Origin of the sequence: Gordonia aichiensis NBRC 108223 (assembly GCF_000332975.1) — a bacterium.
Classification (GTDB): domain Bacteria; phylum Actinomycetota; class Actinomycetes; order Mycobacteriales; family Mycobacteriaceae; genus Gordonia; species Gordonia aichiensis.
On the sequence record NZ_BANR01000021.1, the window covers coordinates 39,863 to 64,630 of the forward strand.

Genomic DNA, 24,768 nt, shown 5'->3' on the forward strand with positions numbered 1-24,768 from the left:
GCGCTGATCAGCGCTGGCCGGGGCGCTTCTTCCCCGCGGCGATACCGAAGCCCTTGGCCTTCGACGCGCCCGTCTCGGCGATCGTGCGGCCGTCGGAATCCGAACCGCCGTTCGACGCCGCGCTGTTCGACGCCTCTGCAACGCTGTCGTCGGCGGTTTCGCTCGACACGCCCGACGCCGCTTCCGACTCCGTCGAATCGCTCGTCGCAGGGTTCTGCGGCTCGGCCTCAGACTCCGCGGCGGGCTCTGCTGCCTCAGCCTCGGGTGCCTCACTCGAGGCCTCCGGACCAGTGGCCTGTGGAGCAGCCTTCGGCGCCGACGCACCGCCCGGACGCTTCTTGCCCGCGGCCATGCCGAATCCCTTGGCCTTGGCAGGCTTCGCCTCCGTTGTTGCGGCAGGCTTCGCCTCCGTTGTTGCGGCAGGCTTCGCCTCGGTGGTCGTGGCAGCTGCTGCCCCCGTTGCCGATTCGGTGTCGGCGGTGGGCGCGGCGTCGGGTGCCGATTCGGTCTCTGCCACCTTGTTCTCGGCGGCAGCGGTCACTCCCGCACCGGCTGCAGCAGCGTTCGTGCTCGCGCCGGGCTTCTTCATCCCCGGCCGCTTGCCCGCGGCCATACCGAAGCCCTTGGCCTTGGCCGGTTTCGGCTCATCGGCTGTGGAGGTCGCCGCGTTCTCGACGGCTGCCGACGACTCGGCCTGTGCGGGAGCCGGTTCGGCCGACGGGGCCGCTGCCTTGGCACCCGGCTTCTTGATACCGCCCTTCATGCCGAATCCCTTTGCGGCGGGCTTCTTCTCGGCTGGTGCTTCTTCGGCCGCTGCGCTGCTCGACGTCGCAGGCGCCTTCGCGGCGCCTCCGGGCTTCTTCCCGCCCTTCATGCCGAGACCGACCTTGGGCTTCGGCTTTGCCTCCGTCGCAGCTCCGGCCGCGGCAGCCGCAGGGGCAGCTGCAGCGACCTTTTCCGGCTCCGGCTCGGGCTCGGGCGCAGGCTTGCGATTCGGCCCCAGGAACCGTCCACCACGCGTGACCTCCGGCAGGCCCCGCTTGACCGAGTCGAGCAGCATCTGCGAGACGTCGACGACCTCGATCTTGCCCTCGTTCTCGGTGCCGGACGTCCGCGCGGTGACGCCGTCGGTCAGCATCACGCGGCAGAACGGGCAGCCGGTCGCGATCTTCTGCGGTGCCTCGCCGTTCGCAGCGTTTCCCGGGGCCAGCGTGTCCAGCGCCTCGTCGACCCGGTCGATGTTGATGCGCTTGCCGATCTGCTCTTCCATCCACATGCGAGCACCACCCGCGCCGCAGCACATGGATCGCTCGCCGTGTCGCGGCATCTCGCGCAGCGTCGACCCCGACGCCTCCATCAGCTCACGCGGAGCGTCGTAGACCTTGTTGTGGCGACCCAGGTAGCAGGGGTCGTGGTAGGTCACGCCCTCACCCATGGGTGCGACGGGCACGAGGCGCTTCTCACGCACCAGACGGTTGAGGAGCTGCGTGTGATGCACCACCTCGTACTTGGCGCCGAGCTGCGGGTACTCGTTCGACAGCGTGTTGAAGCAGTGCGCACAGGTCACGACGACCTTCTTGCGCTGCTCGGGTGCCGTCTCGAAGACACCGTTGATGGTCTCGATGTTCTGCTGCGCCAGCATCTGGAACAGGAACTCGTTTCCTGCGCGTCGTGCGGAGTCACCGGTGCAGGTTTCGCCCTCCCCGAGGACCATGAAGTTCACGGCCGCGATGTCGAGGAGCTCGGCGACGGCCTTGGTGGTCTTCTTCGCACGGTCTTCGTATGCGCCTGCGCAACCGACCCAGAACAGGTACTCGAAGCCTTCGAAGGACTCGACGTCGGAGCCGAACACCGGGATCTCGATGTCCATCTCGTCGATCCAGTTGGTGCGCGCCGACGAGTTCTGACCCCACGGGTTGCCCTTGTTCTCGAGGTTCTTGAACATGCCCGCGAGTTCGGTCGGGAAGTCGGACTCGATGAGCACCTGATAGCGGCGCATGTCGATGATGTGGTCGACGTGTTCGATGTCGACGGGGCACTGCTCGACACAGGCACCGCACGTGGTGCAGCTCCAGAGCGTCTCGGTGTCGATGACGGCGCCGAGCTGCTCGGGGTCGAACGCGCCGATGTGATTCGGCCCGCTCGCTTCGCTCCCGGCGCCGCCTTCTTCGACGATGCCCTCGCCGCCGCCCATGAGTCCCTTGGACTCGCCGACCAGCTTCCGAGACGCCTCTGCACGTGCCGACTCGGGGATCTTGGCCAGCTTGGCCTCGTCGACGTTGCCGTCGGCGTCGACCAGCCCGACCTCGTCGCCGCCCATGTCTTTGCGTCCACCGGCGATCAGGTAAGGCGCCTTGGCCTGTGCGTGATCGCGCAGTGACATGATCAGCAGCTTGGGGCTCAGCGGTTTACCGGTGTTCCACGCGGGGCACTGGCTCTGGCAGCGACCACACTCGGTACATGTCGTGAAGTCGAGCCAGCCCTTCCACGAGAAGTCCTCGACCTTGCCCGCACCGAAGGCGTCGACATCGGGGTCGGCGGTCTCCATGTCGAGGACCTTGCCCTGGCTCATCATCGGCTTGGCCGCACCGAGTGCGACGCCGCCGTCCTGCTCACGCTTGAGATAAATGTTGAAGAACGCCGCGAACCGGTGCCATGCAACACCCCAGTCGATGTTTGCTCCGACGACTGCAAGCCAGATCATGCCGCTCATGAGCTTGATCACCGCGGCCCCGGTGACCCAGTAGACCGACGATCCCTCGAAAAGCTGCGCGAAGTAGTGGGTGAAGAACGACGTCCAGATGGGTGGATCCTCGATGCCCGACGAGATCTTGAACGTCTTCACGAAGACCATGCCCAGGCCCTCGATGAGAACCACCAGCTCGACGAAATACGCGGCGCCGAAGCGCGAACCCGCGAAGCGCGACAGCCGGGTAGGCACACGAGGGTGGTTGAGCTGCCTGATGATCATCAGTGCGAGGATGCCGATCACGGTGCCGAGGCCGAGTACCTCGTCGGCAAAGATATAGATGTTCCACGCGCCGATCACCGGCCAGTGGAATTCAGGGTCGAAGATTTGGCCGTACGCCTCGAACCAGAAGATCGCTCCGATGAGGAATCCGAACATGACGAGCCAGTGCGCCCAGCCGACGGTTCGGAACTTCACCATGCGGGTGTGTCCGACAAACTCTTTGAGCATGGTCCACAGGCGCGGGCCGACCGGCCAGTACCGGGTGCTGTCGACCTTCTGTCCCTGGGCGATCGCCCGGACCATGGTCCACACGCCGCGCAGGAAACTGGCCCAGCAGAACAAGCTGATGACCGCGGCAATTGTGCCGATGGTGATCGTCGTGGCATTCACGGCGTCCCGGCCCCTCTCATGTTGATCATCGACCTAGTCGCGCAGGGCTGACGTGCGCGGGGTCGGACGTCTACTTCAGGTAACCGTAATTCGTCACGGCTCCCCAGCGCTGCCAAGGTTGCCCTAACTCACTCGTGGCAGCAGGCGTTGCGATATGGCGATAATACTCGTGAGTAACTTACTATCCAGTCAGAAAAGCTGATCGTGATGTCCGCCTCATGCTGGGATGACTGCGGGGTCGCGATACCGGGGATGCATATTTGCACTTGTGAATATGTCGTGCGTCACACAAGTGTCGATAAGTGATTCAACAATCCTGGTTATAGTTCGTTGACCATACTTTTGTCCCCTTTCTGGGGGCGAGGAATCGGCTGAGCGACCATGGATTTCTGGTTCTTGGAGGCGCAAAATTCGTGGTGACTATTCGACGCTGTCCTTCCTACGTACGACACGGGGAGGGTCGTGTTGCGCCGAACTGCTTCTGGCCCCACAATTGGTTCTGAACTGCGACGATGCGGTCAGTTAGCTGATTGGGATTCCAAGTATCTGGGGGCTGAGCGTGGGCTCGAAGCGTCTCGTAGTGGTGCGATTAATCGCAGTGGCCGTTTCCTCTTTTGGTTTCATTTATGTCTTCTGGAGATGGACTGACACTATTTCCTGGCATGCCTGGTGGATTGCTATTCCGCTTGTTGTTGCGGAGACTTATAGTCTTTCTGAATCGGTCTTCTTCGCTTTCATGATGTGGAATGCAAAGCGTCGGCCCGACCCGCCGGTGCCGTCGCCCGGACAGTCAGTCGACGTCTTCATCACGACGTACAACGAACCGCTCGACCTCGTGCTGACCACGGCAAGGGCCGCGCGGGACATCACCTACCCGCACATGACATGGATCCTCGACGACGGAGATCGCGAGGAGTTCCGAGAGGCGGCTGCAGGGCTGGGGGTCGGCTACATAACCCGTGGTGATGAGTGGATCGGGCGTCAGCGCTTCGCCAAGGCGGGGAACATCAACAACGCCTTGTTCCTCACGGAGGGCGAGTTCATCGCCATCCTCGACGCTGACCAGGTGCCGCGACCGGAGTTCCTCGAGCGCGTCCTCGGCTACTTCGATGACGAGAACGTGGCGTTCGTGCAGACGCCTCAGTACTTCTGGAATGTGCCCGACGACGACCCCCTCGGAAGTCAGGCGCAACTCTTCTACGGCCCCATTCAGCAGGGCAAGGACGGCTGGGGTGCGGCATTCTTCTGCGGTTCCAATGCGGCTTTGCGTCGCGAAGCCCTCATGGTTCTCGGGTTGAAGACGTTCTCGCGAAATGCTGAACCCGCGGCACGCCGTGCGCTGCGCCGTGGGCGGGCGGAACTCGAGGATCTGATCAACGAACTGGGCTCCTCATCGTTCTTCCGCCGATCACTCGAGGACGCACTCACCGCTGTGCGACTCGCCCAGTCGGGGCTGCGGCGCGGTGATCTGGGCGTTGCGATCACCGAGCTGCAGGCACGAATTCACGCGGTGATCAGGCAGGGGGACCCGCTACCGCGGCGAGTCTCGGACGTGCTCACAGGAATCGTGCAGTCCGTCGAGGTGTCGCGGATCGACGACGCCCTCGCGATTCAACCCATCAACACCGCAACCGTGACCGAGGACATGGCAACGGCCATGCATCTGCACGCGATGGGCTGGGAAAGCGTCTACCACCACGAGGTTCTTGTCGATGGACTCGCGCCTGAAGACCTGCGAACGATGCTCGTGCAACGCCAGCGGTGGGCAACAGGTTCGATGCAGGTGTTCTTCGCCAACAACCCTCTGTTCCAACACGGACTGACAGTGCCGCAACGTCTGATGTACCTCTCGACGATGACGTCGTATCTCAACGGATTCGCTGCCGTCGTCTACATCGTGGCGCCCATCATCTATCTGTCCACCGGAATCTTCCCGATGGAGGCGACTCCGTTGGACTTCTTCGCGCGATTCATTCCCTTCTTCATCGCGTGTCAGCTGTTGTTCCAGGTGGCGGGGCACGGCTCCGGTGGACTGTGGCGCGGCCAGCAGATGTCATTCGCACTGTTCCCCACCTGGATCGCGGCGACTCTCTCGGCAGCTGCAGCCGTGTTTCTCCGGCGTCACATCAAATTCTCCGTCACTCCCAAGACGAGGAGCGTCACCGAGATCGACTACCGGCCCGTCACGATTCAGATCATCGCGATGACGGCACTCGTTGCGGCCTGCGTGGTCGGTGGCGTGAGGTTATGGCTCGGCAGGGCGGACGAGTTCCCCACCTATCTGTCGTTGGCGTGGGTTGCCCTCGACCTACTGCTGCTCGCGGCGGTGATCCGTGCTGCGAGGTATCGCGGTCATGACGGTGCTCCCGCCGGGGCCGAAGGCACGGCGTTGGTCGGAGTGTCGGCGTCGCCCGTGGCCGGAACGGAGGGTGGATCGGTCTGACCGGTGATCGGACCCGACGAACGGCACGGCGGAGCACGCGAGAACGCAAGCACAAGAATCGATCAGCACGTGAACAGAGGCGCAACTCCCTCTGTGATCGAGAACTGTCAGACGTGGCAGCACAGAAGGAGATCTACGATGTCAGCACAGCCAGCAGTTTCAGGAATTGCGAATCCTCGCAACGAAATTCACGATGCACGGATTCAGGGAACCGCCGATACGTCGGCCCGTCTGACGGCCCAGGCGATGTCTGCCCGTGCCGAAGGCGCAACGCTGGTGTTGGTCGATGTCTCGTCGGTGACATCGGTCCGCCCTTCAGGGGTTGCTGACCTGCTGCACGCGGTACGTCATATGCGTACGACCGGAGGAGACCTCAGGTTGTACGGCTACTCGTCGGCGTTCGACGACGCACTGCGCGCCTTGGATCTCGCGCGAGTGCTCAGGGTCCATCCGGACCGCGATTCCGCTCTGAGGGGGCACACGCGGGCGATCGGCGAGCTCACCGAACCGGTATTGAGGCCAAAGCGTTTCGGAAGGCGAGTTCGCTCTGTGCGGTCGAGTTGAATCGCCAGTCGCGCTCCTTGTTGGTCTGGAACCAGATGAATCCGTCGACGCCGGACGTGGTCGACATCAAGGTGACGAATTGAGAAATCCAGTGCGCCTTGCGATCCGGGTTCGGATCATCGGCCGAAGCGGCTTCCGCAACGAGAATGGGGGAGTCGGTGTCGAGCTTGCGCAGCCTGCGAAGGCTGTCGGAGTAAAGGTAATCCGGTGTGGCCCAGCCATGTACACCGTCATCGCCCCAGTTGTAGCCGTCCAGCCCGAGATAGTCGACGTAGTCGTGACCCGGAAAACTCTGTTCGAATGCCTGGATGCCTCCGACGGGCGTCATCGGCGCCCAGAGGAACTCGGCATTGCGTGCACCGTTGGCGCGCATGACGTCGTGCATGTGAATCCATGCGGCACGGTAGTCCGCGGCTGTGTTCCCGTTGACACCGACCGCCCACGGATACCAGTTCCCGTTCATTTCATGTGCAAATCGTACGATTGTTGGAAGTCCGTAATCGGCAATGGCTTTCGCCCACTTCGCAAGCGCGTCGTCGAACGTGCCGGAGGCTATGCGGGTCAACCGGTAGTCGGGTTGTTGCAGACCGGCGTCGGGCTTCCACGGCTCGATGGTGAGTATGGGGACCGCTCCCGCTGCGCTGATGCGATTGAGTTCGGCAACGGGCGGCGGGTCGGTGAGTGAGTTGAACGTGAGTATGAGATCAAGTGCCCGATTGGCGCGGGTACTCACTCCGACAACTCCTGCGTCAGAAGAGATGTCGCTCCCCATGAGGTCGGGTAAGTATGTGCCCCAACGGATGTGGTGTGGTGTCGATGTTTCGGCTGGCGAATCACAGGCTACGGCGGTCACCACCGTGACCGCCGCGAGGATCGCCATGAGGCTCGCGTGTCGACGTCGTGAGGGTGATTCTCCGAATGGCATAAGTCAACTCCTGAAGAGACGTGGGGAAAGTCTGACATGGCAAATCGATTGATGCCGTCCGAGTTGAGGGACGAGGGCCGGGAAGATCACGAGGAGTTCGCTTCTCGTTGGTCGAAGCGTCGTCGACGTCGACGGTCGGTTCTCATACCCACGGCGGCGATGGTGGCAGGCGTTGCCGCAGCGGGTTTCGGCTATCACCACTTCCTGCCGGAACCTGTCGCGGCGTGCGCGGTCAGCGATGCGAAGCGAGTGATCCCGAAGTCCGGCGCTCTCTTCGGGGTCAATCTGGATTGGCAGACCGAGAAGCTCTCCGAGCACGCGACCAACCTCGGCCACGCGCCCGCGGTTGCCGTGCAGTTCTCCGACATTCCGTACAGCAACGACACCTGGCAGCACACGATCGATGCGGCCGGGCAGGTCGCAGAGAATGGTGGCGTGATGGTGCTGACGCTGGAGCCCCACGCCGGACTCGACGCCGTCGACGCAGGTGTCATCGGCCGCCTCGGCGATGACCTGCACCGCCTCAACGACTCGGGCGTCCCGGTGATTGTCCGCTTCGCCCACGAGATGAACGGTTCCTGGTACGCATGGGGCCAGCAACCCGAGAAGTACGTCACCAAGTTCCGGGAGGTCGCCGCGATGGTCCATCGCAAGGCTCCCGGTACGGCGATGATGTGGGCGCCGAACTACGGAGGCGGCTATCCCTTCCTCGGAGGCAGGTATGTAGCACGCAGGGGGAGTGCGGAATTCGCTGCCGCCGACACCAACCACGACGGACGGCTGACCAAGACCGACGATTCCTATGCGCCGTACTATCCGGGCGACGATGCGGTCGATTGGGTGGGAATCTCGCTCTACCACTGGGGAAACAAGCGTCCGTGGGGCGACAACGAGGTCGCCGAGCCCGGCAAGTTCCAGGCGATGCTGACCGGCACCTACAACGGCACGGCGGGCGACGACAGGCGGGTTCCCGACTTCTACCAGGTCTACGGGGTGCAACATGCCAAGCCGGTTGCGATAGTGGAGACCGCGGCGATTTACACCCCCTCGCGTGCCTCGCAGGGCGCCTCCGAGATGGCGGTGAAGAGTGCGTGGTGGCGACAGGTCTTCTCGCCGGAGATCCCGCGTAGGTATCCCATGGTGAAGATGATCAACTGGTTCGAGTGGCGAAAGTACGAGGTCGAGATCAAGGACGTCGTCGATTGGCGTGCCGCCGGAGCGCCGGGTGTCGCAAAGGCGTTCGTGCGTGACCTACCGGACTGGTTGGACTATGCCGACAACGTTCATCCGTGCTGAGACGCCAAGTCGGCTGATCTCCGTGAGCAGATCTCCGTGAGCAATCGGTCACGGATCGGCGGTCAGAGGGAGACGCCCTCGGTGGCCGCGAGCTTCTCCAACTCCTCGAGCGCGGTGTCGAGGTGGGTGAGTAGACGCTGCAGGCTCGGCAACTCCTTGCGCGCGCCGATCAGTCCGAAGTTCACGTGCTCGGCCGTCGATGTCACAGTGATGTTGAGCGCCGACCCGCTCATCGGTATCGACACCGGGTACACGCCGTCGAGTCGTGCTCCGTTCCAGTACAGATGCTCGCTCGGCCCGGGCACGTTGCTGATGATCAGGTTGAACTGCGGCGGCGTGTAGCGCACGAAACCGGGCACGGTTGCCAGTGCGAGCGGCGCGATGGCCGCGGCGCCGTACGCCAGCGACTGCAGCGGCGAGAGTCCGCGGATGACACGTTTGGATTCGCGCGTCGACTTCACCAGGGTTGTCAGCCGACGCTCCGGATCCGGTTGGTTTGTCGCCAGATTCGCGAGAATCATCGTGATCTGGTTGCCGTAGTTGGAGTTGTCGGAGTGCAGCGACACCGGAAGGGCCGCGACGAGTGGGGCCTCGGGTAGTTCGTCGCGATCGATGAGATACGAGCGCAGCGCACCCGAGCACATGGCGACGATGACGTCGTTGAGAGTGATGCCGAGTCCGCCGGACACCTCCCGGAGTCTGCTGGTCTCCCACTGCTGCGCCGCGAAGCGACGTGCGGCGCCGACCGGGACGTCGAGGATCGTCTTGGGTGCCGGCTGGAACGGAACGGCGATGTCGGGGTCGGTCAGTGCCGTCCACGCGATGCGCGCAGCCGCCGGTCCGACGCCCATGACCTGACGCGTCACGTCGACGGCCCCGCCGAGCGCACCCGTCAATGCGGAGACGCCCGGGATCGAGAAGCCGGCGCCCGAGGCGGCGTCAGAATCCTCGGTGCGTGTGCGCGAGGACCGGAACAAGCGCGGGTCCCACGGCGCGGTACCCGTGCGGTCGTCCGGGTCCGCCGTCAGCGTGCGTTCGAGCAGTCGAAGTGCGGACACGCCGTCGACGAGCGAGTGATGGATCTTGGTGTACAGCGCCACCCGGCCATCGGCGAGACCCTCGACGATGTGTGCCTCCCACATCGGCCTGTTGCGATCGAGGAGGGCCGAGTGCTGCAGAGAGACATAGCGCAGCAGTTCACGGATGCGTCCCGGGCGGGGAAGCACGGTGCGTCGAACGTGATAGTCGAAGTCGATCTCGTCATCGTGAGTCCAGGCGACGAGTCCGAACAGCGACGCAGGCGACGCCGGGCGCCTGCGAAACCGTGGGTGGACGTCGGAGGAAGCGGTGAATCGCTCGACCATCTCCTCGGCGAGTTCGCTCGCCGATGTCCCTTCCGGCGGCACGAACAGTTGGAGTCCTCCGACGTGCATCGGCTGTTCTCGCGTCTCGGCGAACAGGAACATCGATTCGGTGACGGGCATGTATGGCATGAGGCCCCCTGTTGCTGCTCGGTGATGATGGTCACACTACGCGCCGCATCGTCGGTGATCACATCGGCATCCACCGCACCCGGCAGCCACACCCGGGGTCGACCACATCGGGGTTCGACGCATCGGTGGTCGTTACGGTGTGAGCGGTGAGGACGATGACGGCGACGAGAACGATGGTCGGCAGGTGCGTACTGATGCTCCTCGTGCTCGTCGAACTCGTGGTGACGATCGCTGCGACCTGTGTGTATGAGATGTCGTACGGGCGGGTCGTCGACGCGCAGGGCATGCCTCCACATTCGACGCTCCTCGTCCTCGGCTCACTGGTGTCCGACGGCGAGCCGGGTTCCTACGTGCGTGGACGCCTCGACACAGCCCTCGATGCGTACCGGACCGGCAAGGTCACGCGCATCGTCGTCTCGGGGAACGGCGACGCGGATGCCGGAGACGAGCCGACCGTCATGCGGAGCTATCTGCGTGCGCGCGGTGTGCCGTCGAGCGTGATCGTCGACGACCCTGCAGGCTACGACACCGAGCGCAGTTGTCGACGACTGCCCGACGTGATCGGCCGGGATGAGGCCTCGCGCGACGTCGTCATCGTGACCCAGGATTTCCATCTCGGGCGTGCGATCGCGTTGTGCAGGTCGCGGGGCGTCGACGCGGTCGGCATCGAGGCGCAATGCGGCGACTGCTCGATCGTGACGTTGGCGCGCAACCACTTTCGTGAGGCATTACTGGCCCGGCCGCGGGCGTTGATCGACGCTGTGTGGCCGTGACGGCTCCTGTGTTCGACCGGTGGGGGTGGTCGACGATCAGCTGACGACGGCGTCCTCGCGACGCGGACGTTCGGTGGAGGGGGCCGATGCGACCCGGCGATCCGTGCGCGCCTTGCGAAACGGGATCCGCGGCCTCCCGGTGAGATACAGCGCGCCGGGAAGGCGACGCAGAATCTCGACCAGCAGCAGCGAACCCGCGAGCGTTGCGAGGTAGACGACGAGCGTCGCCCACGGCTGGGGGATCACGTCGCGAACCCACGACGTACCGCCCGACTGCGGGTACATGATCAGCGTCAGCACCAACACGTGCACGAGGAACACCGGGAACGAGCGGTTCGATGCATACTTCACGGCACGCGCGAATCGAGGTGCGTGCTCGCGTCGATTCTCGGCCCAGTGCAGGCCAACCGCGTACAGACAGGTCATGGCGACGATCAGGAACGGGACCAGTGTCGGGTAGAACGCGGAGTTGTTGTCGTGCACGGGCTTGCCCGCGAACCAGACACCCCCGAGATACGAGCCGACAGCGATCGCGGCGGTCACGATCAGCGCGCCGAACAACCACCAACCCTTGCCGCGCAGCCAGGTGCCGATTCGCTGACGATGTACCGCCGCCACGGCTCCGTACAAGATGTAGAACTGATACGGAATGAACGTGGCGTAGTGGTGCCACCAGTGTGTCGCCACCGATGCGGGCGGATTCCAGTGAGTGATGGTCGCGGTGATCGCGAACTGCAGCACAAGGCTCACGCCCACCACGATCAGGTGGTGTCCGGCAGTGGCGCGCAGCAGCCACACCACCAGCGGGAAGACCAGATAGACCTGCAGCATGACGAACAGGAAGTACATCTGGAATCCGGACAGGCCCCAGCCGAGCTGGTAGAAGAAGTTCGTCAGGCTCGTCGGAATCTCGGTCAGCTTGCCCGCCAGCCACATGTTGACCACCCAGTAGACCGCCGACCAGATCACGTATGGGTAGATCACCAGCTTGATCCGACGTTGCCAGAACGACAGCGCACTGAAGTCGGTCTTGTCGAAGTTCTGGTACATCAACACGAATCCGGTCAGAGCGAAGAACGTGTTGCGGGTGAAGTGCAGCAGCAGCGACGTGGTGTTCACCGGCAGGCTGGTGAACTCGTCGGTGGTCTGCGTCAGGCAGTGCACGAAGATGACCAGGGAGAACGTGACCGTTCGGATCAGGTCGACGTGGTGCAGGTAGGGGCGGCGCGTCGGTCGCGGATTCGAGGCGACGGCACCGGCAGCCGCCTCGTTTGCACGCGAAACCAACGTCGTCGCCATACTCAGATTCAGCCCCTGACAGCTCTCGTGGACAGTGCGCGGACCAGATCCCGTGTCGCCGCCGGGGGTAGCCGAGCCTCGATGCCCGCCCCTGCTTCAGCGCTCCGGCATCATCGTGTCGATGAGCCGTGATCCTTCCGTTATCGCGTCTGAGCTTAGCAGCGGAGCCTGGACGCCCCCTGAGACATCGCTGTCAGCGGGTCTCATCGGTGCCCATCCTCACCACCACTGCAGCGCACGGCTCAGATCGGCGTCGACGGCGGGGATGAGACTGCGGACGAACGTCGCCGACAGATGGTGGTAGTCGTGCCACACGAGAATGTTCCCGACGACAGCCGGGCAGTAGATCGCGGTGCACATGGCATCCGTGTAGTCCAGGAACGACATGTTGGGATACCGCGGAGCGATCGCTCGTGCCGGATCGGACTGCGCCATCGCCACATCGCGGTCGACACCGCAGACCTGCGGTTTCTTGCCCTGCGCCAGGCATTCGGGTGGCTTGAGCTTTCCATGTGCCCAGGGGTTGTCGCGCACCGCGACGACCCGCTGCCCTCGATCGCGGAACTGGGTGAAGATGTCGGTGTAGTCGGTCGGGACGGTGTCGCCGGGGCCGTTCTCGACCGGCCGGGTGCTGTTGGTGAATACGACGTCGGGCTTGTCGACGGCAAGGCGGTCCATCACGCGTCGCGACCAGTCGTTGCACTGGTAGTACTTCTGCCCGAACCAGGTGAACACGTGGGAGGTGGTCAGTGCGCAACCGACCTTGAGGTAGGTGGTCACGCGGAATCCGCGCTGCTTGCCGACGGCGTCGAGAGCGGTGATCCACTGCTCCGCGTGCGATCCCCCGACCAGCGCGATCGTGCGCGTCGCCGATGCGTCACCGTAGACGCCGACCTTGATCGACGGGTCCTTCCAGCCGCTGATCACCGAGTCGTAGGAAGTGATCGGCCAGTCCTTGTCGACGACTTCCGGACTCGGCTGCGGGTCGACGTGAGGCGTCGGTGCGCCGTCGAGGTAGGCGCGCGCCCCGGGATAGAGCCGAGGGTCGAGGTTGTCGGTGTTGACCGTCGCATTGGCGGCATTGCGTTGCCACACAACGGCTGTCGTGCCCGCGATGATCGTCGCGACCACGATCACGGCGGCGAGTGTGACGCGATAGGCGCGGGAGAAACCTGCGTCCCGACCGGACCGCAGGGGAGCTTCGACGAATCGGGTCGTCAGCCACGCCAGGAGCAGTGACACCGCCAGGATCGCCGCACCCTCATACCAGCTCACGTCGTCGCGGTAGCGCCATGCGAGGTAGAAGATGAGCAGTGGCCAGTGCCAGAGGTAGAGCGCATAGGCCACCGAACCGAGCCACACCAGCCTCGGGTGCGCGAGCCCGCGGCTGACAAAGCCCGCCTCGCTCGACGCCGCGTCGCGGGCAGCGGGCGAACCGGTCCAGATGAGTGCGAGCGTCGCACCGACGGGCACCCACGCCCAGACGCCCGGATACTCCGACACCCCGCTGATCCACCAGCCGCAGCCCACGATCAGGGCGAGCGCCGCGATTCCGACGACGTCGCGGAGCCAGACAGGCATCGACAGTCGCGGGCGCCCGGGGGCGCGACGCGTCACCCGCTGCGGGATCGCGACCGCCAGCAGCCCGCCCGCCAGCGGCTCCCACAAGCGCGCGACCGTGTCGTAGTAGTTGAAGGGCTGATTGACGTCGTGGCGGTACACGGCCCAGACGAACGACCCGACGGCAACGGCAAACAGTGCGACACCGACGACACCGCGGATGACTCTGGCCTCAGCGAACACCGTGAAGCGGCGGGCGAGCAGCTTCAGGACGCCCCCGAGCGCGAGCATGCAGACCAGCGTGAGAACGAAGAACTGTCCCTGCATCGACATCGACCACAGGTGCTGCATCGGGCTGTTCGCCGAATCGGCCGCCGCATAATCCTGCGAGTCGAACGCTAGATGCCAGTTCTGGTAGTACAGCGCACTCGCCTGGATCTCCGAAGCTAAAGGGCCCCAACGGGTTCTGGGCATGATCAGCGCGATCAGTGCGGTGACGACGACCAGTACGACGAGCAGCGCGGGCAGCAGACGACGCACCAGCCGCCAGAACCTGGGCCACGGGTCGACCGCACGTCGCCACGACACAGACGACGGGTTCGTCGCAATGACGTGCTTGAGCAACGACGCGATGAAGAAATAGCCCGACAGCGTGAGGAACACGTCGACACCGCCGGACACCCGGCCGAACCACACGTGGAAGATCGCGACGAGCGCGATCGCGATGCCGCGCAGACCGTCGAGGTCGAGCCGGTACCCCGAGGTGTTGCCGGTCGCGGCGTCCTCGTTCGGGGTTCCGGAAGCGACTCCGGCGTCGGACAGCGTGGAACTCACAGGCAGCGATGGTACTGCGACATAACGCCCACGCCGTGGACCCCTCCGACGTGGGAGGTTTGCGCCGTCGTGCTTCTAAACCTTCTCCCGCCACAGTGCGTCGCGCACGCTGTGCTCATCGATCCGACCGGTTGTCCACACAGCAAGGAGTACACATGGCAGAGCGAAATCGCGGGTCCGACGCCCGCCCGTCCGTCGCGGTCGTCGGCGCAGGCGTGACCGGCACGAGCGCGGCACTCGGCTTCCTCGACGCGGGATTCGACGTCACCCTCTACAGCGATCGCGACCGGGAATCGTTGCGCGACAAGGTCCCACCGACCGGCGTCGGAGTCTTGTTCGGCAGTTCCCGCGACTGGGACGCACAGATCATCGACGACCTGTACGAGGTGGGCAATACCACCGGCATCAGCGTCCGACTGTCGTCGGGGGAGGGTGCCGAACGCGTCGACGTCCTCGAGTTCAATCCCGACTACGGCTATGTCGCACAGGCCGTCGACCTACGACTGCGCGCCGACGACAGGCTCGGCCGATTCCTCGAACGCGGCGGACACTTCCAGGTCGAGGCGGTCGACCCCGACCGTCTCGACGAGATCGCGGCGGCGAGCGATCTGACCCTGGTCGCCACGGGCAAGGGCGGGTTGGCCTCCTTCTTCCCCGTCGACGACGAACGCACGCACTATCGCCGGCCACAGCGTCGGCTATTGCAGGTCACGCTGACCGGGCTCGACCACGGCCCCGACACCTTCGCCTACCGCGCAGCCGAGGGTGGACGTCAGTCACTGTTCAACCTCGACAGCGACAACGGCGAGATCTTCGTCGGTCCCTTCTTGCACAAGGACGCTGGCGCGACATGGTCGTTCATCGTCTTCGCCAAACCCGACGGCGCGTGGGCGCCCCTGATCGACACCGTCACCGACGCGGCGTCGGCGCGGCAAGCGATCGTCGACATCTTCGACACATGGTTCCCGGCCGACGCGCCTGCGATCCATGAGCTACGCGTCATCGAATCCGATCCGTACTCGTGGTTGACGGGTGGGGTCACCCCGACCGTTCGCAAGCCCGTCGGGACCACGCGCAACGGGCACGTCGTGGCGGCGATCGGCGACACCGCGATCGCCGTCGACCCCGTGGCCGGTCAGGGCGCGCAGAACTCATTGATCCAGGTCGCCGAGTTGGTGCGGGCCGCCAAGACACGGCTCGACGACGATCCGTCGGCCACGTTCACGGCGCAATGGTTGACCGATGAGTTCGAGAAGCATTGGGAGAGAAGGGGCCGCGCCGCTGTCGAGGTGACGCGGCTCTATCTCGGCGATCCCGACTACGCGACCCATCTCGAGTTGGCGTTCCCGGCTGCGGCGGTCAACACCGATGTTGCGTCGGCGCAGTTCGGGCTGCTGTCGGATCCCAACCCGCTGCTGACGCTCGGCGATCGTGACGACGTCCTCGGTTTCATCTCCGCGGTGGCAGGCGAACCGGCCGACGACGTGCTGGGCAGATTCGAGCCCGTCGGAAGCTTCGGTTCCAGGGCGGTGCCCGCCTGAGTGTCCGCGATGTTTGATCCTGCGTGCCGCGGGGTACGCCTGGTACGGAGGGCAGGATGCCGCTGCCCGATGCCAGGAGGACGACGTGACCGTTACCGCGCAGCATGCCCGTGGGTTCGATGCCCCAGCCCGCGGGCTCGAGGCCGGGAGTAGGACCCCCACGCGGGCGCGATTGCCGCGTCCGCGTGGGCCGCTGTCGGAACAACTGATCACCGCGCTAGCAGAAGGCGCCGAGGTGTCGGCCGTTGTGCAGCAGGGACTCGACGCCGACCCCTACGGTGACGATCTGCAACTTGCGCTCTATGTCGCCTACGAGTTGCACTACGCGGGTTTCGAGGGCGTCGACGACGAGCGCGAATGGGACGTGTCGGTGCTGGCATTCCGCCGTCGGCTCGAGCAGGTGTTCCTCGATGCCGTCCGGCGGGACGTCGGTGATCTCGACGGTGTGACTGCCGATGACGAGATGGACGCACTCAGCGTCACCCCTCCGGATGGTGACGGCGTCTCGTACCTACTCCGCGACGAACCCGAATGGGAGAAATTCCAGGATCTCTTCGCGATGCGCTCGATCTACCATCTGAAAGAAGCCGATCCCCACGCGTGGGCCATCCCGCGGCTGCGCCGTACGGCGAAGGCCGCCTTCGTCGCCGTGGAGTTCGACGAGTTCGGCGGCGGTCGCGGCGAGTCCGTGCACCAGGAACTCTTCGCCGACCTGATGGACGCAGCCGGATTGTGCACCGACCATCTGCACTATCTGGACAGCGCGCCGGGCTGGGCGATCGCGCCGGTGAACCTCATGTCGATGTTCGGGTTACATCGCGCGCTGCGGGCCGCAGCGGTCGGTCACCTGGCAGCAACCGAGATCACCTCGTCACCCGGGTCTGCGCGACTCCTCGCGGGACTGACGCGCCTCGACGCTCCCGCGCCATGCCGATACTTCTACTCAGAACACGTGGAGGCCGACGCGGTGCACGAGCAGGTCCTGCGCACGGACGTCGTCGGCGATCTCCTCACGGCGGAGCCGGAACTCGAACCGGACGTGGTTCTGGGTATCCGCGGATTCCTGTTGGTCGAAGATGCCTTCGATGCCGGGCTGAAACAGGTCTGGGCAGGTGGCGATACCGTCGGCTGAACCGGCTCCGCGGGCCCCGCTACGCAGAGGGGGACGGTCGACGTCGTCGGTGACTGGTGTCGCACAGCGGGTACGTGCGACTCCGACCGCAGGCGCACACCGCGACCTGGAACCGGTCGGAGGTCACGTGCGTGCCGTCGGGTAGTTCGATGTTGACGGGACCGGGGATCATCATTGGTCCGCCACGGTTCACCCGCACGCGCACGGCATCCGGCCGAGCACTCCTCGACGGGTCACTGGCCGAACGGTCGCTCATCTGCCCGGCCCGTCCGCCGCCACCAGGCGCTGTGCGGCGATGACAGCGAGCTTTTCGGTCCGGCGTCCGGGTTCGAGCAGGGTGCGCGCCTCGAGCCAGGCGCTCTGCCGCCTCAGGACGGGCCCGAACGGAATGGACTTGGTCGCGACGACCTCGGAGCGCAATCCGCTGAACCGCAACGACTCCAGTGTGGCCTCGATGTTCGCGAACTCGGACTGGACCACCAGCAGGGTTCCGCCGGGAGCCAACAGGTGCGGGGCGATTGCGCAGACCGTGTTCAACACCCTCCGCCCGTCCGTTCCGGCGTCCCACGAATGACGGGGTGCCATGTCGGGGTCTGGATCACGGCCGCCTGCGAGCGGCAACGCCGGCACATATGGCGGATTGCAGGTGACGAGATCGAATCGACCCCGGCCGACGAGTGCAGCGACATCGCCGTGCTCGACGCTCACCGCGCATGCCGCCTCGGCGCAGCGCTTGCGCGCAGCCTCGACGGCGGTCAGGCAACTGTCGACGGCCATCACCGACCGTGCGCCGAGCGCGGCACACTCATACGCGATCACCCCGCTGCCGGTACACAGATCGGCCACACGTGCTCCGGCGGCGAAGCCGCCGAGACACAACTGCTCGATCAGCAGCCACGTGTCCTCCTGGGGTCGGTAGACATCGGTGAGATCGCGTGGCGGCCGCAGAGTGGCCGAGAGTGCGGCGTCGACCGTCGGGGTCGCGGTGACTGGGGTGGAAACTGCCGGGTTACCGGGCTTCATGCGTCTCTACCTTTTCTGCAGGATCGAGTGACAATGGTGGGAATACCCGTGCGGCGGAGAATCAAACATCGCCGCGAGGTGCGATCTCGGTGCGGGTAGTGATGTGGGTGCGGGGTTTGATTTGCGGCGAGGGTGGGTACGCAGGTCGATGACTGTTGGTGCCACGACGCGAGCCACGCGGGCCCGCCGGTCACGATGTGGCACCGGTGGGCACGACGACGAGACGGAAGGACAACCGTGGGGGATCACGGAATCGCCGACCAGCGAACGATGAATGACGACCACCTCGGCATCGCCGAGGACACGATCGCGGTGTCGGTACCCGCGCGAGCGGACACGCTGCCGATCGTCCGCTCTGTCGTCGAGCATGCGCTGTTCGCCGCGGACTGGGTGTTCGACGACGTCGTCGACGTGAAGCTGGCTGTCGACGAGGTCTGTTCGCAGCTGGTGGCGGGTGCCTCCGATTGGGCACCGCGTCTGCACCTCGCCATCGACATCGACGGTGCCGACTTCTGGTGCGCCATCGAGACGGTGGTCGACCCACGATTCACCATCGACACAACGGGATTCGGGTGGCGGGTCGTCGAGGCGGTGACCGATGCACGGTCGGTGAGTTACTCCGAGCGTGGTGCTCCCGTGGTGTACGAGGGTGCTGCTCGGCAATCTCTGGTCGATGGCGATGCCACTTCCGGTGCGCAGGCGGCGCGCACCGTGCGGGTTCGAATCGCCAAGCGTGGCAGCGTGGAATGACTGTTGATCCGCGACGGCTCTCACGCGACAGCGTTGTCTGCGCTCGCGACATCGAGCGCTTCGCGCAGTGCTGTGAATGACAACTGGGCCGTGCTCGACAACTGACCTGTGCTGGAGAACTGATCAGGGGGAATCGCGGAGGCGCACACCGCCACACAGCGGAGTACGCCTCCGCTCGCAGCACACGTGACCACAATTCCTGCTGAGGTCGCGTCCTCACAGAAGCGGGCCAACACAACCACTCCCGACACGTTCACGAAGTCGACGGCGGTCAGGTCGATGATCGCCGATCCCGGGGTACGCGCCAGGATGTCGTCGAGTACGGCAGCCACGTCGGCTACGTTCTGGGAATCGATAGAACCCGAGAAGCGTTGCCGGGCAACAGTACCAGGAACTGGAGAGGGGCTCGCGGATGGCGGCGTCACCGTGACCACGCGCGCTGGTGAAGAGAGTTGGGGGCAGTGCAAACTCATGTGCGCGTGTCCGTCCACTCGGTTGCATAGGGCGCGGGCGCATTCCCGCTCTGCAGCTGTTGGCTGAACCGCTTATTCCGACGGTACGGTGCAGAGTGCAGCTCTTCAAGGAAAATGCGAAAAAGGGCACACCGGAAGCCGGTGATCGAGACGGACAATCGAGAAGAGATTTCGTTGACTCCTGCGCCGCCCGACGAGCCTGCTGATCACACGGACGACTACTCCGAGGTGGTCGACATGCTCGGTGAGATGCGTGCGCACCGCGACCCCGCCCGGCGAGCGATCATTCGCGATGAGGTCGTCTCGCACTGTCTGCCCCTCGCGGAGAACATCGCCCGACGATTCGCCGATCGCGGAGAGAACTTCGACGACCTCCTGCAGGTCGCGAGACTCGGCCTGGTGAATGCCGTCGACCGCTTCGATCCCGCTCTGGGATCGAGTTTTCTGGCGTTCGCCGTGCCAACCATCATGGGCGAGGTCAAACGGCACTTTCGTGACGTGATGTGGTCGATCAGGGTACCGCGCCGGGCCAAAGAGGCCTCACTCGACATCACAAGGGCCACCGACGATCTGGTGCAGCGGCTCGGTCGCTCACCGCGCCCGAGCGAACTGGCCGAGTTCCTCGGCCTGCCGGTGTCGGAGGTCATCGACGGACTGTTGGCGCGGTCGGCCTACGCCGCTGTGTCGATCGATTCGGAAACCGGCCAGGCGTCGTCGCTCGCAGACCGACTCGGCCACGACGATCCCGAGCTGGCCCGCGTCGACGAGTCCGTGACACTTCGTCCCGCGCTGGACCGGCTGTCCGAACGGGAGCGCCGCATCCTTTCGCTGCGATTTGTCAGTTCGATGTCGCAGAGCGAGATCGCCGCGGAGATTGGCATTTCCCAGATGCATGTCTCCCGACTGCTCACGAAGGCGCTCGGCACGCTGCGAGCGTCTCTCTCGGTCACCGACGACGACTGACGCAGGCTGTGACGGGCGCTGGGCGAATCGGGATGTGCGACGTCGTCGGTCACCTCACGGCTTCAGCACGATCTTGACCGCGCCCTGCGCCTTGCGCTGGAAGATGTCGTAGGCATGTGCGGCGTCGTCGAGCGGAAGCTCATGCGTCGCAAACGAATCAACGCCGAGGGGGTCGTCGTCGCCGAGGAGGGGCATGATGTCGTTCACCCACTTCTTCACGTTCGCCTGTCCCATCCGCAGCTGAATCTGTTTGTCGAACATCGTCAGCATGGGTAGCGGGTCGGCGCTGCCGCCGTACACGCCGATCAGTGACAACGTTCCACCGCGGCGAACGATGTCGATTCCCGAGTACAGGGCAGCGAGCCGATCGACGCCCGCGTGCTCCATGACGGGCTTGGCTGCAGCGTCCGGAAGTAGTCCCACCGCCCGCTGCAGGAATCGGGCCCCTGGTGAGCCGTGTGCCTCCATGCCGACCGCGTCGATGACCGCGTCGGTCCCTCTGCCGTCGGTGCGGTCGCGGATCTCGTCGCCGATGTCGTCGACCGCGCGCAGGTCGATGGTCTCGATCCCACGCTGCTCGAGCCTGGCGAGTCGCTCGGGCACGAGGTCGACGCCGATGACCCGGGCGCCGCGGTGGGCGGCGATGCGCGCTGCCATGTCGCCGATCGGACCGAGTCCGAGTACGGTCACCGACCCACCGGAGGGAATGTCGGCGTATTCCACTGCCTGCCAGGCCGTCGGGAGAACATCCGAGAGGTAGACGTAGCGCGAATCGGGGGCATCGTCGGGCACCTTGATGTGTGTGAACTGGGCCTGAGGTACACGGAGGTACTCGGCCTGGCCGCCGGGCACCGAGCCGTAGAGCTCCGAGTATCCGAACAGCGCCGCGCCCATGTGTTGCGCGCGCACCTGCGTGGTCTCGCACTGGGTGTAGAGCTCGTCGGAACACATGTGGCAGGTGCCGCAGGAGATCTGGAACGGGATGACCACACGGTCCCCGACCTTGAGGTCACCTGCTTGCGGCCCCACTTCTTCGACGATTCCCATCGGCTCGTGGCCGAGGATGTCGCCCGGGTTCATGAATGCCCCGAGTACCTCATAGAGATGGAGATCCGAGCCGCAGATGTTGGTCGACGTCACTCTGATGATGGCATCGGTCGGTTCCTCGATCGCGGGATCGGGCACGTTCTCGACGCGCACGTCTCGTCGGCCCTGCCAGGTCGCTGCTCGCATCAGTACTCCGTTTCGGTGTCGTCCCCACTGGTGTCGCGTCCCCTACTGAGGGCGTGCCCACACCGAACGGCTTTCAAACATGACGGGATCGTGCTCAGTTGGTGTCGGCCACCTCGTCGAGCGGTAGATGCGAGCTGAGCAGCAGCTGGTCGAACTGCCCTCGGGTCGGACCCGACATCGTCACGCTGCTGCTCGCGGTGACGATGTTCGCGCAGATCACGTGCAGTTTGGTGTTCGATGTCTGCGATCGCCACCGGAGCACCTCGAATGCGCGGTCGTCGCTCACGCTGTAGACGAGCATGATCATGCCCTTGGCCTGCTCGATCACCGACTGCGTCTTCCGGAACTGGTCGATGTGGCGGTCCACCTCGCGCAGCGCTTCGGTGTGCATCTCGGTCATGTCGAGGTAGAAGCCCTCGGTGCCGATGGCGACCCCGCCTTCGTCGAGCATGGGCTGGGCTACAACCGTGACGTGTCGCGTCCGCCCCGCCTTGTCGATGATCCGATGCCTGCTCGAGAACGGGGTGCGGTGCACGAGCATGTCGCGCACCATCTTCTCGAATTCATCGCGGTCGTCTGGATGCTTGTGCGTGGCCAGCAACTCGGTCGTCGGCGTGACCTCTCCGGGCTCGTAGCCGTGCAACCGCGCCACCTCGTCCGACCACTCCCATGTCTGGCTGTCGAAGAAGAAGCGGAAACTTCCCACGTGCTGGGGGTCGTCGTCCCCTGCACCCTGACGGGATTCGTCAAGCACACTAACCCCTACATACGTCGAAGAACACTGCATGCCACGGGCTCGGGCAGATGAGTATTTTACTCGATGACATCGATAGCGAGGCGCCGGACGACGTCGAGCCGCCAACCGGCCGACGGCGGGCAGAGTGCGCCGGTCACGAGCCATTCGCGTGGACGTCGTTGGTGATGCGCGTGATCAGTTCAAGAATCTGCGCGAACGCTTTCGACTTGGGATCCACGAGCGATGAATGCGTCTGTCCCGGCATGATGATCGCCTGCGCACGTCCGCCGGCCTTCTCGTCTGCCGCGACGTATTCCTGCGACAAGACGTGGGGCACTACCCGGTCGGAGGTCCCGGCGATTGCGATGACCGGTGTCTGCGGATCGATGTTCTGTATAGGGTCCACCGACGCGTAGCGGTCGGGGACCTCGTCGGGGGTGCCACCCAGCACACGCACGATCCGGGTGTCGCCCATGTCGACAGCGCGGCGCATGTCGAGCGGACCCGCCAGCGAGACCACCGTCGTCGGGCGGAAGGCCGGGGAGGCGCCGACCTCGTCGCTGCGGAGTTCGTGTCGGGTGCTGGCCCAGACGGCGAGCTGTGCGCCTGCGGAATGTCCGACGACGACGGCGTTGCGCAGTTCGAGCTGCGGATAGGCCTTCGCGAGATCGGGGATCGCATCCATCGCGGCAGCGACGTCGACGAATGTCGTCGGCCACCCTCCGCCGTTCCCGACGCGCCGGTACTCGACGTTGACCACGCCGAGGCCGCGCTCGGCCAGACGTCGCGCAAAAGTGGCGAACGTCCCGGCGCCGATCTTCGCCTGCCAGGCACCGCCGTGGATGAGCACCACCAGCGGAACCTTTCCGCGTCTCGGCGGGAGGTAGAGGTCCATCCAGTTCTGGCGTGGATCGGCGTGTCCCGTCGGGACCGCATAGAAGTAGCGGTGCAGTGAGATCCCCGATGACGCTGACTGGTTGTCCATGTCCTTGGCTGCCGTGCCGCCGGGGACGGCAGCCGACACCCGCGCGGTCGCGGGGACCGCGCCCGTTGCCGCACTGGTCGAGGTGCTCGGGGCGTTCTGCGTCCCGGCGGGAGCCGTGCATGCGGCGGTGACCGCGCACACGGCGGTGAGCACGGCGAGAGTGAGAGACCGGAAGGTGGCCACTATGACAAAGGTCCTCGGCGTCGGGTGTCGGGTTGCGGCGTCGATCCACGCAGCGGTCGGAGAATTCGGCGTACCCATTGTGCCTGTCCGGCGGCACGCACACCTGATGCGAGCGTGTGAGATCGTACGAATATCCGACAAGGGGAGGAGCCGGGATGGTGCAGTCGCGGTGGACGCTGTCCGGTGCGCCCGATCTGTCCGGACGTAGGTCCGTGATCACCGGCGCGAACTCCGGAGTCGGACTCGCCACGGCTATTCACTTCGCGCGTCTCGGGTCCGACGTCGTCCTCGCGTGCCGCAACCCCGACGCAGCACACGCGGCGCGCGAGACGATTCTCGCCAGCGTGCGCCCGGCGGGTTCGGTCGACATCGTGCAGATCGATCTGAGTGACATGGCGTCGGTGCGCCGCGCGGGCGACGACCTTCTCGAGCGTTATCGGGTGATCGACATCCTGGTCAACAATGCCGGCGTGATGCGGGCGACGCGCGACCTCACGTCCGACGGCGTCGAGTTGGATTTCGCCACCAACTTCCTCGGGCACTTCGCACTCACCGGGCTGCTGCTCGACCCCCTTCGCGCCGCGGACCGCGCTCGCATCGTGTCCGTCTGTTCGAAACTGTCCAAGGTCGGCAGGCTCGATCCCCGCGATCTCGCCATGGCGACGGGCTACAGTCCTGCCGCGGCGTACTCGCGGTCCAAGCTGGCGCAGGCCGTTTTCGCTGTCGCACTCCAGCGCCGGCTCGCGCTGCTCGGAGAGAGAGCGCCGTCGTCGGTGCTGGCCCACCCCGGAGCAACGCACAGCTCTGTGATGCGCGATCAGGTCATGCTCAGTTGGCTGTTCACGACGCCGCGTCTGCGCTGGTTGCGCCGCACCTTCATCATGGATCCCGCCGAAGGCGCATTGTCGACGGTCCGCGCAGCGACCGACCCCGGTCTACTCGGCGGCCAGTACATCGGGCCCGGAGGATTCTTGGGCTTGTCGGGCGCACCGGTTCTCGTCGCGCCGCCGGAGGAGACCGACGACCTCGGTCTCGCACGCGCGCTCTGGGAGGTCGCGGAGAAAGCCACCGGCGTGGTCTTCGATCTGCCGGAATTCACCGGCTGACACGTCGGTGTACCGCGAGTCGTCCGGGGTAACCGGCTGGTGAGTGCAAGTTTCTGCGCCGCGACGATCGGACGTCTAGTGTCGAAAGCACGGCG

20 protein-coding genes are annotated in these 24,768 nt (G+C 65.1%); 9 read left to right on the forward strand and 11 right to left on the reverse strand.

The window, feature by feature from the left end; all coding sequences use genetic code 11:
- Positions 1–7: 7 nt before the first annotated feature.
- On the reverse strand, positions 8–3,361 hold the full coding sequence (locus GOACH_RS17255) for a (Fe-S)-binding protein (RefSeq protein WP_005177484.1): 3,354 nt from the start codon (positions 3,359–3,361) through the stop codon (positions 8–10).
- A 736-nt stretch (positions 3,362–4,097) separates the two neighbouring features.
- On the opposite strand from GOACH_RS17255, the gene GOACH_RS17260 reads away from it, so the two are divergent.
- On the forward strand, positions 4,098–5,804 hold the full coding sequence (locus GOACH_RS17260) for a glycosyltransferase family 2 protein (RefSeq protein WP_245551933.1): 1,707 nt from the start codon (positions 4,098–4,100) through the stop codon (positions 5,802–5,804).
- Positions 5,805–5,942: 138 nt separating this feature from the next.
- Positions 5,943–6,368 (forward strand): STAS domain-containing protein, encoded by a 426-nt coding sequence (locus tag GOACH_RS24645; RefSeq protein ID WP_005177489.1) that lies wholly within the window; start codon positions 5,943–5,945, stop codon positions 6,366–6,368.
- On the opposite strand, the gene GOACH_RS17265 is transcribed toward GOACH_RS24645, so the two are convergent.
- Positions 6,304–7,101: a glycoside hydrolase family 26 protein gene (locus tag GOACH_RS17265; protein WP_157227813.1), complete on the reverse strand. Its 798-nt coding sequence runs from the start codon at positions 7,099–7,101 to the stop codon at positions 6,304–6,306. The two genes, GOACH_RS24645 and GOACH_RS17265, sit on opposite strands and share 65 nt — an antisense overlap.
- A gap of 228 nt (positions 7,102–7,329) precedes the next feature.
- Between GOACH_RS17265 and GOACH_RS17270 the strand changes: the two genes are divergently transcribed.
- A complete protein-coding gene (locus GOACH_RS17270) occupies positions 7,330–8,589 on the forward strand; it encodes a glycoside hydrolase family 26 protein (protein WP_245551934.1) in 1,260 nt (419 codons plus the stop codon).
- Between the two features lie 62 nt (positions 8,590–8,651).
- Here GOACH_RS17270 and GOACH_RS17275 read toward each other — a convergent pair whose 3' ends face one another.
- A complete protein-coding gene (locus GOACH_RS17275) occupies positions 8,652–10,082 on the reverse strand; it encodes a WS/DGAT/MGAT family O-acyltransferase (protein ID WP_005177494.1) in 1,431 nt (476 codons plus the stop codon).
- Between the two features lie 155 nt (positions 10,083–10,237).
- Here GOACH_RS17275 and GOACH_RS17280 point away from each other — a divergent pair, with 155 nt between their 5' ends.
- Positions 10,238–10,855 (forward strand): SanA/YdcF family protein, encoded by a 618-nt coding sequence (locus GOACH_RS17280; RefSeq protein ID WP_245551935.1) that lies wholly within the window; start codon positions 10,238–10,240, stop codon positions 10,853–10,855.
- Between the two features lie 36 nt (positions 10,856–10,891).
- Here GOACH_RS17280 and GOACH_RS17285 read toward each other — a convergent pair whose 3' ends face one another.
- Both GOACH_RS17285 and GOACH_RS17290 read right to left on the reverse strand, forming a co-directional pair.
- Positions 10,892–12,154: an acyltransferase gene (locus tag GOACH_RS17285; RefSeq protein ID WP_005177497.1), complete on the reverse strand. Its 1,263-nt coding sequence runs from the start codon at positions 12,152–12,154 to the stop codon at positions 10,892–10,894.
- 219 nt (positions 12,155–12,373) lie between these two features.
- Positions 12,374–14,548: an acyltransferase family protein gene (locus GOACH_RS17290; protein ID WP_005177499.1), complete on the reverse strand. Its 2,175-nt coding sequence runs from the start codon at positions 14,546–14,548 to the stop codon at positions 12,374–12,376.
- Positions 14,549–14,703: 155 nt separating this feature from the next.
- Here GOACH_RS17290 and GOACH_RS17295 point away from each other — a divergent pair, with 155 nt between their 5' ends.
- Both GOACH_RS17295 and GOACH_RS17300 read left to right on the forward strand, forming a co-directional pair.
- A complete protein-coding gene (locus GOACH_RS17295) occupies positions 14,704–16,089 on the forward strand; it encodes a styrene monooxygenase/indole monooxygenase family protein (protein WP_005177506.1) in 1,386 nt (461 codons plus the stop codon).
- 172 nt (positions 16,090–16,261) lie between these two features.
- Positions 16,262–17,221 (forward strand): iron-containing redox enzyme family protein, encoded by a 960-nt coding sequence (locus GOACH_RS17300; RefSeq protein WP_052004051.1) that lies wholly within the window; start codon positions 16,262–16,264, stop codon positions 17,219–17,221.
- 19 nt (positions 17,222–17,240) lie between these two features.
- On the opposite strand, the gene GOACH_RS17305 is transcribed toward GOACH_RS17300, so the two are convergent.
- Positions 17,241–17,477: a CDGSH iron-sulfur domain-containing protein gene (locus GOACH_RS17305; protein ID WP_052004052.1), complete on the reverse strand. Its 237-nt coding sequence runs from the start codon at positions 17,475–17,477 to the stop codon at positions 17,241–17,243.
- Positions 17,474–18,244, reverse strand: coding sequence for a methyltransferase (locus GOACH_RS17310; RefSeq protein WP_005177509.1), 771 nt, complete (start codon positions 18,242–18,244; stop codon positions 17,474–17,476). The genes GOACH_RS17305 and GOACH_RS17310 overlap by 4 nt, the downstream gene beginning before the upstream one ends.
- Positions 18,245–18,514: 270 nt before the next feature.
- On the opposite strand from GOACH_RS17310, the gene GOACH_RS17315 reads away from it, so the two are divergent.
- Entirely contained in the window at positions 18,515–18,994 is a 480-nt protein-coding gene (locus GOACH_RS17315) for a hypothetical protein (RefSeq protein ID WP_005177511.1), read from the forward strand.
- A 20-nt stretch (positions 18,995–19,014) separates the two neighbouring features.
- Here the strand turns inward: GOACH_RS17315 and GOACH_RS17320 are convergent, their stop codons facing one another.
- Positions 19,015–19,467: an STAS domain-containing protein gene (locus tag GOACH_RS17320; RefSeq protein ID WP_083859095.1), complete on the reverse strand. Its 453-nt coding sequence runs from the start codon at positions 19,465–19,467 to the stop codon at positions 19,015–19,017.
- A gap of 174 nt (positions 19,468–19,641) precedes the next feature.
- On the opposite strand from GOACH_RS17320, the gene GOACH_RS17325 reads away from it, so the two are divergent.
- Entirely contained in the window at positions 19,642–20,430 is a 789-nt protein-coding gene (locus GOACH_RS17325) for a SigB/SigF/SigG family RNA polymerase sigma factor (protein ID WP_005177515.1), read from the forward strand.
- Positions 20,431–20,484: 54 nt separating this feature from the next.
- Here the strand turns inward: GOACH_RS17325 and GOACH_RS17330 are convergent, their stop codons facing one another.
- The 3 genes from GOACH_RS17330 to GOACH_RS17340 all read right to left on the reverse strand — a co-directional run bounded on the left by GOACH_RS17330 (position 20,485) and on the right by GOACH_RS17340 (position 23,567).
- Complete coding sequence (locus GOACH_RS17330; RefSeq protein ID WP_005177518.1) at positions 20,485–21,663, reverse strand: zinc-dependent alcohol dehydrogenase; 1,179 nt, start codon at positions 21,661–21,663, stop codon at positions 20,485–20,487.
- A gap of 94 nt (positions 21,664–21,757) precedes the next feature.
- Entirely contained in the window at positions 21,758–22,417 is a 660-nt protein-coding gene (locus tag GOACH_RS17335; protein WP_005177519.1) for a PAS and ANTAR domain-containing protein, read from the reverse strand.
- A gap of 136 nt (positions 22,418–22,553) precedes the next feature.
- Entirely contained in the window at positions 22,554–23,567 is a 1,014-nt protein-coding gene (locus GOACH_RS17340; RefSeq protein WP_005177521.1) for an alpha/beta hydrolase family protein, read from the reverse strand.
- Between the two features lie 155 nt (positions 23,568–23,722).
- Here GOACH_RS17340 and GOACH_RS17345 point away from each other — a divergent pair, with 155 nt between their 5' ends.
- Positions 23,723–24,673, forward strand: coding sequence for an oxidoreductase (locus tag GOACH_RS17345; RefSeq protein ID WP_005177525.1), 951 nt, complete (start codon positions 23,723–23,725; stop codon positions 24,671–24,673).
- Positions 24,674–24,768 lie beyond the last annotated feature (95 nt).

What these genes read in the sequence shown, in the direction of transcription:
- GOACH_RS17260 (WP_245551933.1), top strand. Translation starts at nt 4,098, where the DNA reads ATGATGTGGAATGCAAAGCGTCGGCCCGACCCGCCGGTGCCGTCGCCC.
- GOACH_RS17310 (WP_005177509.1), bottom strand. Translation starts at nt 18,244, where the DNA reads ATGAAGCCCGGTAACCCGGCAGTTTCCACCCCAGTCACCGCGACCCCG.
- GOACH_RS17280 (WP_245551935.1), top strand. Translation starts at nt 10,238, where the DNA reads ATGACGGCGACGAGAACGATGGTCGGCAGGTGCGTACTGATGCTCCTC.
- GOACH_RS17305 (WP_052004052.1), bottom strand. Translation starts at nt 17,477, where the DNA reads ATGAGCGACCGTTCGGCCAGTGACCCGTCGAGGAGTGCTCGGCCGGAT.
- GOACH_RS17275 (WP_005177494.1), bottom strand. Translation starts at nt 10,082, where the DNA reads ATGCCATACATGCCCGTCACCGAATCGATGTTCCTGTTCGCCGAGACG.
- GOACH_RS24645 (WP_005177489.1), top strand. Translation starts at nt 5,943, where the DNA reads ATGTCAGCACAGCCAGCAGTTTCAGGAATTGCGAATCCTCGCAACGAA.
- GOACH_RS17315 (WP_005177511.1), top strand. Translation starts at nt 18,515, where the DNA reads ATGAATGACGACCACCTCGGCATCGCCGAGGACACGATCGCGGTGTCG.
- GOACH_RS17285 (WP_005177497.1), bottom strand. Translation starts at nt 12,154, where the DNA reads ATGGCGACGACGTTGGTTTCGCGTGCAAACGAGGCGGCTGCCGGTGCC.
- GOACH_RS17345 (WP_005177525.1), top strand. Translation starts at nt 23,723, where the DNA reads ATGGTGCAGTCGCGGTGGACGCTGTCCGGTGCGCCCGATCTGTCCGGA.
- GOACH_RS17295 (WP_005177506.1), top strand. Translation starts at nt 14,704, where the DNA reads ATGGCAGAGCGAAATCGCGGGTCCGACGCCCGCCCGTCCGTCGCGGTC.
- GOACH_RS17320 (WP_083859095.1), bottom strand. Translation starts at nt 19,467, where the DNA reads ATGAGTTTGCACTGCCCCCAACTCTCTTCACCAGCGCGCGTGGTCACG.
- GOACH_RS17270 (WP_245551934.1), top strand. Translation starts at nt 7,330, where the DNA reads ATGGCAAATCGATTGATGCCGTCCGAGTTGAGGGACGAGGGCCGGGAA.
- GOACH_RS17330 (WP_005177518.1), bottom strand. Translation starts at nt 21,663, where the DNA reads ATGCGAGCAGCGACCTGGCAGGGCCGACGAGACGTGCGCGTCGAGAAC.